The sequence below is a fragment of the Halomonas jincaotanensis genome, from assembly GCF_018448785.1.
In the GTDB taxonomy this organism is placed as follows: Bacteria; Pseudomonadota; Gammaproteobacteria; order Pseudomonadales; family Halomonadaceae; genus Halomonas; species Halomonas jincaotanensis.
The window spans coordinates 94,791-105,315 of the sequence record NZ_JAHCLU010000018.1 but is presented as its reverse complement, the minus strand read 5'-3'; the positions used below and the strand labels follow the sequence as shown (position 1 = coordinate 105,315).

General features: G+C 60.1%; 9 protein-coding genes and 4 tRNA genes. All 13 read left to right on the top strand.

Going from position 1 to position 10,525, the window contains the following annotated elements; all coding sequences use genetic code 11:
- Window positions 1-173 precede the first annotated feature (173 nt).
- The 13 genes from KG088_RS15355 to rpoB all read left to right on the top strand — a co-directional run bounded on the left by KG088_RS15355 (window position 174) and on the right by rpoB (window position 10,463).
- Complete coding sequence (locus KG088_RS15355) at window positions 174-1,157, top strand: biotin--[acetyl-CoA-carboxylase] ligase (RefSeq protein ID WP_213826792.1); 984 nt, start codon at window positions 174-176, stop codon at window positions 1,155-1,157.
- Complete coding sequence (locus KG088_RS15350; RefSeq protein ID WP_213826790.1) at window positions 1,154-1,993, top strand: type III pantothenate kinase; 840 nt, start codon at window positions 1,154-1,156, stop codon at window positions 1,991-1,993. Before KG088_RS15355 ends, KG088_RS15350 begins: the two co-directional genes overlap by 4 nt.
- A gap of 121 nt (window positions 1,994-2,114) precedes the next feature.
- Window positions 2,115-2,198 (top strand) — tRNA-Tyr (locus KG088_RS15345).
- Between the two features lie 48 nt (window positions 2,199-2,246).
- Window positions 2,247-2,320: transfer RNA gene (locus KG088_RS15340), tRNA-Gly, on the top strand.
- Window positions 2,321-2,365: 45 nt separating this feature from the next.
- Window positions 2,366-2,440 (top strand) — tRNA-Thr (locus KG088_RS15335).
- Between the two features lie 147 nt (window positions 2,441-2,587).
- Window positions 2,588-2,663: transfer RNA gene (locus KG088_RS15330), tRNA-Trp, on the top strand.
- A gap of 72 nt (window positions 2,664-2,735) precedes the next feature.
- Window positions 2,736-3,104, top strand: a complete 369-nt coding sequence (secE, locus tag KG088_RS15325) for a preprotein translocase subunit SecE (RefSeq protein WP_213826787.1) — start codon at window positions 2,736-2,738, stop codon at window positions 3,102-3,104.
- A gap of 8 nt (window positions 3,105-3,112) precedes the next feature.
- Window positions 3,113-3,646, top strand: coding sequence for a transcription termination/antitermination protein NusG (gene nusG, locus KG088_RS15320; RefSeq protein WP_213826785.1), 534 nt, complete (start codon window positions 3,113-3,115; stop codon window positions 3,644-3,646).
- Between the two features lie 89 nt (window positions 3,647-3,735).
- Window positions 3,736-4,167, top strand: a complete 432-nt coding sequence (rplK, locus tag KG088_RS15315; protein WP_213826784.1) for a 50S ribosomal protein L11 — start codon at window positions 3,736-3,738, stop codon at window positions 4,165-4,167.
- Between the two features lie 2 nt (window positions 4,168-4,169).
- A complete protein-coding gene (gene rplA / locus KG088_RS15310; protein ID WP_213826782.1) occupies window positions 4,170-4,862 on the top strand; it encodes a 50S ribosomal protein L1 in 693 nt (230 codons plus the stop codon).
- A 308-nt stretch (window positions 4,863-5,170) separates the two neighbouring features.
- On the top strand, window positions 5,171-5,674 hold the full coding sequence (gene rplJ, locus KG088_RS15305) for a 50S ribosomal protein L10 (RefSeq protein WP_213826780.1): 504 nt from the start codon (window positions 5,171-5,173) through the stop codon (window positions 5,672-5,674).
- Window positions 5,675-5,779: 105 nt separating this feature from the next.
- Window positions 5,780-6,151, top strand: a complete 372-nt coding sequence (rplL, locus tag KG088_RS15300) for a 50S ribosomal protein L7/L12 (protein ID WP_213826778.1) — start codon at window positions 5,780-5,782, stop codon at window positions 6,149-6,151.
- Between the two features lie 232 nt (window positions 6,152-6,383).
- Window positions 6,384-10,463 carry a DNA-directed RNA polymerase subunit beta gene (gene rpoB, locus KG088_RS15295; protein WP_213826776.1) on the top strand — a complete coding sequence of 1,360 codons (4,080 nt, stop codon included), beginning with the start codon at window positions 6,384-6,386 and terminating at the stop codon, window positions 10,461-10,463.
- The last annotated feature ends 62 nt before the right edge of the window (window positions 10,464-10,525 follow it).

The window sequence follows — 10,525 nt, the reverse complement described above, 5'->3', positions numbered from 1 at the left end:
AGGTCATCGTCAGGCACCTCTCCCGGCCCCCCAGCATCACGCGATGCTGGGGGGCTCTCGTGTGCGGAAAAGAAAAAGAGTCCATGGTTACTATCGGCCTTCTCTAAATGGCGCATTTCCGGCACTGGCATCGTTCAGCTAGAATGTGGGCTTTTCCGGTCTGGGGCATGCGCATGACCATCGGTGACTTGATTCGTCTGCTGAGTGATGGAAAGTTCCATTCCGGCCAACAGCTAGGCGAACACCTCGGGGTCTCTCGGGCTGCCGTCTGGAAACAAATGAAGAAGCTCGAAGCGCTGGGCATACCCATGGAGGTGGTAAAGGGCCATGGGTATCGCCTGTCGCAGCCTCTCGAGTTGCTCGATGGCAATCAGATAGTTGCAGGAATATCGAGACAGGCCCGTCTGCATTTAGTGCGTCTCTTCGTTGAGGAGACATTGCCGTCGACCAACGTCTATATCCGCGAACGTTTCGAGCAGGGTGCCGGGCATGGCGAGGTCTGTCTGGTGGAGCAGCAGAGCGCCGGGCGTGGTCGTCGTGGGCGAGTCTGGACGACGCTTTGGGGGCGAACGCTGATGTTTTCGGTGGGCTGGCGATTTGATGCAGGTGTCGCTGCGCTGGAGGGGCTGAGTCTGGCGGTTGGCGTCGTCGTTGCGCAGGTGCTAGAGCGTTATGGAGCGCGACCCCTGCTTAAGTGGCCCAACGATGTTCTTCTGGCCTCACCAGACGGTGAGCTGGGTAAGCTCGCCGGTATTCTTGTGGAGATCAGCGGTGACGCTGCCGGGCCTTGTGAGGCCGTTGTCGGCGTGGGGATCAACGTCGACCTGCCTGCCGCGTTCCGTACCGGATTCGCTCAGCCAATCGCCGCCGTGCACGATCAGGCGCCCGGGCTTGCTCGCAATACTCTGGCAGTGGAGCTGTTGGAGGGGCTGATGCCACTGTTGGCCGAGTTCGAGCGCCAGGGATTCAGCTGCTGGCGGGAGGAATGGAATACTCGCCATGCGTTTGCAGGTCATCAAATTGATATCCTCAGGGGCGACGAGCGTGAAACAGGCATCGCAGAGGACGTTGATAGCTCGGGCAATCTCTGGGTACGCCAGGGTGATCGGCGTCGGCGTATTGCGGGAGGAGAGATCAGCGTGCGTGGATACTCATGATCCTGGATCTCGACATCGGCAACACGCTGTCAAAATGGCGATTGAAGGATGCTGATAGCAGTGAGATTCGTTCTCGTGGGGCGGTCTGGACGCGGGAGGAATGGCGCCCCGGCTCGGACATCCCCGACCTGGACGTGGTGGAGGCGGTGCGCATCTCCAGCGTAGCGCGCCGAGCCGTGCTCGAGGAAACGGTAAGCCTGTTGCGCAGACAAGTCGGTGTGGTTCACGTTGCCCGGTCGACACCCGAGGCACTAGGTGTCGTCAATGGTTACGAAGAGCCAGCCCGGCTGGGGGTTGATCGCTGGATGGGGGCGTTGGCAAGTTACCAGCTGGCGGGTGGCTGTTGCAGCGTTGATTGCGGCAGCGCCATTACCATCGACTTTGTGCTGCCGGGAGGTCGCCATCTAGGTGGCTACATATTACCGGGCCTGAGGTTGATGAAGGAGAGTCTAAAGCTTGGTACCCGCAATGTCGCCATTGATCCCGACAGTGAGGCGGAAGCCCTGTTGCTGCCGGGAAAGCGCACGGTAGAAGCGGTTAACCATGGTATCTATATGGCGGCTGTGAGTGCCGTGAATCGTATTTACAGTGAGGTCTGCGACCGGGAGGACGTCGCCTTGCCGGTGTTGCTTACCGGCGGCGATGCTCGAGTGGTATCGCGAGGCATCCAAGTGCCTCATTCGGTGTGGCCGGACATGGTCTATGGAGGGCTCGAGGCCTGCTTTCCCCTGACAGCGGCAGAGCGTGCTGGCAAGATGTCGGGCGCGCCGCGCATTCCGTCACCGGTTTCACTGGAAAAGATCCGTGCAGCGCTTGCATTCTCCATGCTGCTTTGACAAAATGCGCCGCGTTCCGAGGTGACGGGGTTGAACCAAGCTCTTTACCTTCACATGCGAGAAGCTTTGAGAAACAGCAACTTGACATCGGAAGCGAAGGTGGTACAGTGCATGGCCGTCTGGAGGGGTTCCCGAGTGGCCAAAGGGAGCAGACTGTAAATCTGCCGCGAAAGCTTCGAAGGTTCGAATCCTTCCCCCTCCACCAGATTGCGTCGTCGCCCAGATCGTCGGGTGAGTCAAGTTGAGTGGGTTTGCGGGCATAGTTTAATGGTAGAACCTCAGCCTTCCAAGCTGATGATGCGGGTTCGATTCCCGCTGCCCGCTCCATCTGTTGCATCAAAAGTTTGTGGTGTGACACGTCAGAGCAGTTACGCTCATGTAGCTCAGGGGTAGAGCACACCCTTGGTAAGGGTGAGGTCGACGGTTCAAATCCGTCCATGAGCTCCACATCGAAAAGGCGAGCCCAGGCTCGCCTTTTCTTTTTCTTGGTGGGTTATGTGGAGTCGTCGGGGGTTGCCAGGCGAGGCTGGTTTCGCTATAATTGCGCCCGCTGTCATGAAAGTCATTCGCAAAGAGTGGTTGCAAGGCAGATACAGGCCAGTAGCTCAATTGGCAGAGCAGCGGTCTCCAAAACCGCAGGTTGGGGGTTCGATTCCCTCCTGGCCTGCCAGTCTTCCCCAGGCTGGAGATATCTCTTATACTTTCACGTTTCGATTGCTGCGCCCTGAGGAGTCTCGTTTTCATGAAGCATAGCGCCGAGGTGCAGGAGTCGCGCCACGACGGGCTTAAATGGGCGGTTGTCGTTACGCTGCTGGTTCTTGCCGTGGTCGGCAATACCTACTTCGCCGATCAGGCAATCATCTATCGCGTGCTGGGTGTGGTGGTCGTCAGTATTGCGGCTGCCGCGGTGGCGTTGACGACCACGAAAGGTCGAGAGCTCACCGAGTTGGCCAGAAGCGCCAAGAAGGAAATTCAGCGTGTCGTGTGGCCAACGCGTCCCGAAACCATACAGACGACCGCTATCGTGCTGGTCGCGGTGCTGGTTGTCGGTCTGATGCTTTGGCTTATCGACACCCTACTTGGCTGGGCGATGTCCGGCGTCATTGGTTAGGAGCTTTCATGTCCAAGCGTTGGTATGTCGTTCACGCTTACTCCGGCTTCGAGAAGCATGTCATGCGCTCGCTGATAGAGCGCGTGAAGATGTATGGCATGGAGGATCGCTTCGGCGAAATTCTCGTGCCTACCGAAGAAGTCGTCGAGATGCGCGACGGCAAGCGCCGCAAGAGTGAAAGGAAATTTTATCCCGGCTATGTTTTGGTCGAGATGGAAATGGATGACGGGACCTGGCACCTGGTCAACGAGACGCCCCGCGTGATGGGCTTTATTGGCGGTACCAAAGAAAAGCCGGCACCGATCAGCCAGAAAGAGGCAGATGCTATCCTGCGTCGCGTCAAGGACGGGACAGAGAAGCCTCGTCCCAAGACGCTTTTCGAGCCAGGACAGGCGGTGCGCGTGGTGGATGGCCCATTTGCCGATTTCAACGGTGTCGTCGAAGAGGTCAACTACGACAAGAGTCGAGTGCAGGTCAGCGTGCTGATCTTTGGGCGCTCCACGCCTGTCGAGCTGGAATTTGCGCAGGTCGAGAAAGAGTGATCGCTCGACCTGGCGCCAGAAGGGCGATCGCACGGTCGATCGCATAACCCGGGGAGCCGCGAGGCGCTATTACCCAACTGGAGTTCAACATGGCCAAGAAAGTACAGGCTTACATCAAGCTGCAGGTAGCGGCTGGTAAGGCCAATCCGAGTCCCCCCGTGGGCCCCGCGCTGGGTCAGCACGGTGTCAATATCATGGAGTTCTGCAAGTCGTTCAATGCGGCGACTCAGGACATCGAGCCGGGCTTGCCGACGCCCGTTGTCATCACGGTCTACTCCGACCGCAGCTTCACCTTTGTCACCAAGACCCCGCCAGCGGCTGTACTGCTGAAAAAAGCGGCCGGTATCAAGTCCGGCTCCGGTGAGCCGAACAAGAAGAAGGTCGGCACCGTGACCCGCGAGCAGCTCGAAGAAATCGCCAAGACCAAAGAACCGGACATGACGGCTGGCGACCTCGACGCCGCGGTGCGTACCATCGCCGGTAGTGCCCGCAGCATGGGCCTGAATGTGGAGGGACTCTGATCATGGCCAAGCTTAGCAAGCGTGCACAGCAAATTAGCGAAAAGGTCGACGCGAACAAAGCCTACTCCCTTGAAGAGGCCGTGGCCCTGCTTTCTGAACTGTCTACCGTCAAGTTCAAGGAATCGCTGGACGTCGCCATCAACCTTGGCGTCGATCCACGCAAATCGGACCAAGTCGTGCGTGGCGCCACCGTCATGCCCAATGGTACTGGCAAGGACGTGCGCGTCGCCGTCTTTACCCAGGGTGCGAATGCCGATGCCGCCAAGGAAGCCGGTGCCGACCTGGTCGGCATGGAAGATCTGGCCGAGCAGGTGAAGAAGGGCGTCATGGATTTCGATGTCGTTGTCGCCTCGCCGGACGCCATGCGCGTTGTCGGTCAGCTGGGTCAGATTCTGGGGCCGCGTGGCCTGATGCCGAACCCCAAGGTCGGCACGGTAACGCCGGACGTCGCCACTGCCGTGAGGAATGCCAAGGCCGGTCAGGTGCGTTTTCGTACTGACAAGAATGGCATCATCCACACGACGCTGGGCAAGGTCGATTTCGACGCTGCCGCTATCCAGGGCAACCTGGAGGCATTGGTCGCCGACTTGAAGAAGCTCAAGCCGAGCACGTCCAAAGGCATCTATCTGAAGAAGGTAACCCTGTCCAGCACCATGGGTCCGGGACTTACCGTCGATCACTCCGCGCTGGTCTGAACACCAGCAAAGTGTAGGTCGTGATGGCTCATGATAGCCGTCGAGCAATTTGCAGTAACTTTGCGGTCCCCGTTCCGGCAATCGTCACTTGTCGGCGGGGCGCCGTCAAAGACCGCAGGCGCCGCCTCTCGTCTTGGGAGGTGACTTAATCTTCCTTTCGGGAAGCCTGCGCAGATGGTGTGGCCGCCAGTTCTCTGGTGAGCACCATCACCCAGGACTCCCGGCCCGCGGCATGCTCGTGTGGCCTGGGAGAGATGGTAACCACCGGAGTCCTCATTGCGAGGTTCCGGCACGAAGGAGTGACCACTGTGCCACTAGCACTCGAAGGCAAGAAGGCAATCGTTGCCGAGGTCAGTGAAGCGGCCAAGGATGCGCTCTCCGTCGTCGTTGCCGATTCTCGTGGCGTCGCGGTCAGTGCAATGACCGACCTGCGTAAGCAGGCCCGCGAGAATGGCGTGCAGATTCGTGTTGTGCGCAACACCCTGGCACGTCGCGCCCTATCCGGAACTCCTTGGGAGATTCTGGAAGAGACCTTTTCAGGTCCGACCATGCTGGCTTTCTCCTATGAGCATCCGGGCGCTGCCGCCCGCCTGTTCAAGGAGTTTGGCAAGCATCAGAAGGACTTTGAGGTCAAGGCGCTGGCCTACGAAGGCGAGCTGATCCCGGCAGCCGATCTCGATCGTCTGGCAACCTTGCCGACCTACGATGAGGCGATCGCCAAGCTGATGTCCGTCATGAAAGAAGCCTCGGCAGGCAAGCTGGTTCGTACCCTCGCGGCGCTGCGTGATCAAAAGCAGGAAGAGGCCGCCTGATCGCAGGCCGCCTGATCGGCGAACTCGTTCGCGAAGCCCGAATCGAAGACTGAATCCTCGAGCCACCGCTTCATCGGGGCTCCCGCAAAGTTAGGAACTGTGACAATGGCACTGACCAAAGAAGATATCATCAACGCTGTCGCCGACATGACCGTAATGGAAGTCGCCGAGTTGATCGAAGCAATGGAAGAGAAGTTTGGCGTCTCTGCCGCAGCGGCCGTCGTGGCTGGCGCCGGTGGCGGTGAAGCTGACGTCGAGGAAGAGCAGACAGAATTCGATGTTGTGCTGACTGCTGCCGGCGACAAGAAGGTCAATGTGATCAAGGCCGTTCGTGAGATCACTGGCCTCGGCCTCAAGGAAGCCAAGGGCGCCGTCGACGGTGCTCCGGCTACCATCAAGGAAGGCCTGTCCAAGGACGACGCCGAAGCGGCCAAGAAGAAACTGGAAGAGGCCGGCGCGAGCGTGGAGCTCAAGTAACTCTTGTGCCCATGGCTTCACGCGCTGCGTAAGCTTCCATGGCTGGTGGCGGGACACCCGCTGCCGGCCTTTTTCTGTTGTCACTGGCCTTTGCATGTGCAGAGCTGCCAGCCGAATTCCGAAGGCGAGCGACTCGACGAGGCGCTTGCCTTCATCGCCTGACGGAGCCGCTCCCGTCGGGTGGCGCCGACCACGCATCGGTCACCCATGGTGAACAAGCTGGGGAATACAGATGGCTTACTCATACACTGAGAAAAAACGCATCCGCAAGGATTTCGGCAAACTGCCCCAAGTGATGGATGTGCCTTACCTGCTGGCCATCCAGCTTGATTCCTACTACGACTTTCTCCAGCAGGACCGCTCCCCGGAGGAGCGTCTGGAAGTCGGCCTGCATGCGGCCTTTAAGTCCGTATTCCCGATCGAGAGCTTCTCCGGCAACGCGGCTCTCGAGTATGTCAGCTACCGCTTCGGCACGCCGGCCTTCGACGTCAAGGAATGCCAGCTGCGCGGTGTCACCTATTCGGCTCCGTTGCGTGTCAAGGTTCGCCTGATCATCTACGACAAGGAGTCGTCGAACAAGGCGATCAAGGACATCAAGGAGCAGGAAGTCTACATGGGGGAAATCCCCCTGATGACAGAGAACGGTACCTTCGTCGTCAATGGTACCGAACGTGTCATCGTGTCCCAGCTTCACCGCTCACCGGGCGTGTTCTTCGATCACGACAAGGGCAAGAGTCACTCGTCCGGTAAGCTTTTGTACTCCGCGCGGGTCATTCCTTACCGCGGCTCATGGCTGGACTTCGAGTTCGACCCGAAGGACAGCGTCTTCGTACGTATCGACCGTCGTCGCAAGCTGCCGGCCACAGTGCTGATGCGGGCGTTGGGCATGACCGCCGAGCAAGTGCTCGAGGAGTTCTTCGCGACCAGCACCTTCCACGTCGAGAAGTCCGGCTTCTCCGTGGAACTGGTGCCGTCGCGTCTGCGTGGTGAGACCGCCACCTTCGATATCAAGGATGCCGACGGCACCATGATCGTCGAGGAGGGGCGTCGTATCACCCAGAAGCACATCCGTCAGCTCGAGAAAGCCGGGCTGGAGCGTCTCGATGTGCCCATGGAGTACCTGTTCGGCAAGACGCTGGCCAAGGATCAGGTCGATCCTAATACCGGCGAACTGATCTGCCCCTGCAACACCGAGCTCACGCCGGACCTGCTGGAGAAGCTCGGCCAGGCCGGCATCACCACTCTCGAGACGCTTTATACCAACGATCTCGACTGTGGGCCTTTCATCTCCGACACCCTCAAGCTCGACACCACCGGGTCGCAGCTCGAGGCGCTGGTCGAGATCTACCGCATGATGCGTCCCGGCGAGCCGCCCACCAAGGAGGCCGCCGAGACCCTGTTCAACAACCTGTTCTTCAGCGAGGACCGCTACGATCTCTCGGGCGTCGGTCGCATGAAGTTCAACCGTCGGTTGCGTCGCGACAGCGATACCGGCTCGGGCATCCTCGATCGTCGCGACATCCTTGATGTGCTCAAGGAGCTGATCAACATCCGCAACGGCTTCGGCGAAGTGGATGATATCGACCACCTGGGTAACCGTCGTATCCGTTGCGTCGGTGAGATGTCCGAGAACCAGTTCCGTGTCGGTCTGGTGCGCGTCGAGCGTGCGGTCAAGGAACGGCTCTCCATGGCCGAGAGCGAAGGCTTGATGCCGCAGGACCTGATCAATGCCAAGCCGGTAGCGGCAGCAGTCAAGGAGTTCTTCGGTTCCAGCCAGCTTTCGCAGTTCATGGACCAGAACAACCCGCTCTCCGAAGTTACCCACAAGCGGCGTATTTCGGCACTCGGCCCGGGTGGTCTGACGCGCGAGCGCGCCGGTTTCGAGGTGCGTGACGTTCACGCCACCCACTACGGTCGTCTGTGCCCCATCGAGACGCCGGAAGGCCCCAATATCGGCCTGATCAACTCGCTCGCTACCTACAGCCACACCAATAGCTATGGCTTTCTTGAGACGCCGTACCGCAAGGTGGTGAATCGTCAGGTGACCGACGATGTGGTGCATCTCTCGGCGATCGAGGAGGGCGACTTCATCATCGCCCAGGCCTCGGCCACCGTGGATGAATCCAACAAGCTGGTCGACGACCTGGTGCAGGTGCGCCACAAGGGTGAAACCACCTTCATGCGTCCCGATCAGGTGACGCTGATGGACGTGTCGCCACGTCAGGTGGTGTCCGTCGCCGCGGCGCTGATTCCGTTCCTCGAGCACGACGATGCCAACCGCGCCCTGATGGGCTCGAACATGCAGCGTCAGGCGGTGCCAACCCTGCGTGCCGAAAAGCCTCTGGTGGGTACCGGCATGGAGCGCTTCGTGGCGCGTGATTCGGGCGTCTGTGCCGTGGCACGACGCGGCGGGGTGATCGATTCTGTCGATGCCCGGCGCATCGTGGTGCGCATCAATGAGGACGAGATCATCGGCGGCGAGGCCGGCGTCGATATCTACAACCTCACCAAGTACACCCGTTCCAACCAGAATACCTGCATGAACCAGCGGCCGATCGTGCGCCCTGGCGATACTGTCGCGCGCGACGATATCCTTGCCGACGGCCCGTCCGTCGACATGGGCGATCTCGCGTTGGGTCAGAACATGCGCATCGCCTTCATGCCCTGGAATGGCTACAACTTCGAGGACTCGATCCTGCTCTCGGAGCGGGCGGTCCAGGAGGATCGTTTCACCACCATCCATATCCAGGAACTGACCTGCGTGTGCCGCGACACCAAACTGGGCTCCGAGGAGATTACCTCGGACATCCCCAACGTCGGTGAGTCGGCACTGGCCAAGCTGGATGAGGCCGGGGTGGTCTATATCGGCGCCGAGGTCGGGCCAGGCGACATCCTGGTGGGTAAGGTGACGCCCAAGGGCGAAACCCAGCTGACGCCAGAAGAGAAGCTCCTGCGTGCCATTTTTGGTGAGAAGGCCAGCGACGTGAAAGACACCTCGCTGCGCGCGCCGACCGGCATGAAAGGCACCGTCATCGACGTGCAGGTCTTCACCCGCGACGGCGTGGAGAAGGATTCCCGCGCGCTCTCCATCGAGCAGATGCAGCTCGATGAGGTGCGCAAGGACCTTCAGGAGACCTACCGCATCGCCGAGGATGCCACCTTCGAGCGTCTCAAGCGCACCCTTAGCGGCCAGGCCGTCAACGGCGGGCCGAAGCTCAAGAAGGATGACGTGCTCTCCGAGAGCTACCTTGAGGAGTTGCCACGCCAGCAGTGGTTCAAGCTGCGCCTTCAGGACGAGACGCTCAATGAGCTCCTGGCACAGTCCGACGAGCAGCTCGAGAATCGTCGCAAGGAGATGGATGAACGCTTTGAGGACAAGAAGCGCAAGCTTACTCAGGGCGATGATCTCGCACCGGGCGTGCTGAAGATCGTCAAGGTCTACATGGCGGTGAAGCGTCGCCTGGAACCGGGCGACAAGATGGCCGGTCGCCACGGTAACAAGGGCGTCATCTCGGCGATCATGCCGATCGAGGACATGCCGTTCGACGACAACGGCGAGCCGATCGATGTGGTGCTCAACCCGCTGGGTGTGCCGTCGCGCATGAACGTCGGTCAGATACTGGAGACTCACCTCGGGATGGCTGCACGCGGCCTCGGCGTGAAGATCGAGCAGATGTTGCGTGAGGCCCGCGACCAGCAGGTCGGTCAGATCCGTGAGTTCCTGGGTGAGATCTACAATTCGACCTCCGGCACCCGGGTCGAGGATCTGGATTCGTTGAACGACGAAGAGGTCATCACCCTGGCGAAGAATCTAAAAGCCGGTGTGCCGATGTCGACGCCGGTCTTCGACGGGGCCAAGGAGGGCGAGATCAAGCATCTGCTGAAGCTCGCCGACCTGCCCGAGTCCGGCCAGATGACGCTCTATGATGGGCGTAGCGGCGATGCCTTCGATCGTTCGGTGACCGTCGGCTACATGTACATGCTCAAGCTGAACCACCTGGTGAATGACAAGATGCACGCGCGTTCCACCGGCTCCTACTCGCTGGTGACCCAGCAGCCCCTCGGCGGCAAGGCGCAGTTCGGTGGCCAGCGCTTCGGGGAGATGGAGGTCTGGGCCCTGGAAGCCTATGGCGCCGCCTACACCCTCCAGGAAATGCTCACCGTCAAGTCCGACGACGTGGAGGGTCGCACCAAGATGTACAAGAACATCGTGGATGGCGACCACGCCATGCAGGCGGGCATGCCGGAATCCTTCAACGTATTGGTGAAGGAAATCCGCTCGCTGGGCATCGACATCGAGCTGGAGAGCTGAGGCGACCGACGCTTCGCAGAATGACGGTCCGCGGGGGCACGGTTGCCCCCGCCCATGACAAC

Excerpts from the sequence above, each read along its gene's own strand:
- KG088_RS15355 (WP_213826792.1), top strand. The coding sequence starts at position 174 with ATGACCATCGGTGACTTGATTCGTCTGCTGAGTGATGGAAAGTTCCAT.
- KG088_RS15350 (WP_213826790.1), top strand. The coding sequence starts at position 1,154 with ATGATCCTGGATCTCGACATCGGCAACACGCTGTCAAAATGGCGATTG.
- secE (WP_213826787.1), top strand. The coding sequence starts at position 2,736 with ATGAAGCATAGCGCCGAGGTGCAGGAGTCGCGCCACGACGGGCTTAAA.
- nusG (WP_213826785.1), top strand. The coding sequence starts at position 3,113 with ATGTCCAAGCGTTGGTATGTCGTTCACGCTTACTCCGGCTTCGAGAAG.
- rplK (WP_213826784.1), top strand. The coding sequence starts at position 3,736 with ATGGCCAAGAAAGTACAGGCTTACATCAAGCTGCAGGTAGCGGCTGGT.
- rplA (WP_213826782.1), top strand. The coding sequence starts at position 4,170 with ATGGCCAAGCTTAGCAAGCGTGCACAGCAAATTAGCGAAAAGGTCGAC.
- rplL (WP_213826778.1), top strand. The coding sequence starts at position 5,780 with ATGGCACTGACCAAAGAAGATATCATCAACGCTGTCGCCGACATGACC.
- rpoB (WP_213826776.1), top strand. The coding sequence starts at position 6,384 with ATGGCTTACTCATACACTGAGAAAAAACGCATCCGCAAGGATTTCGGC.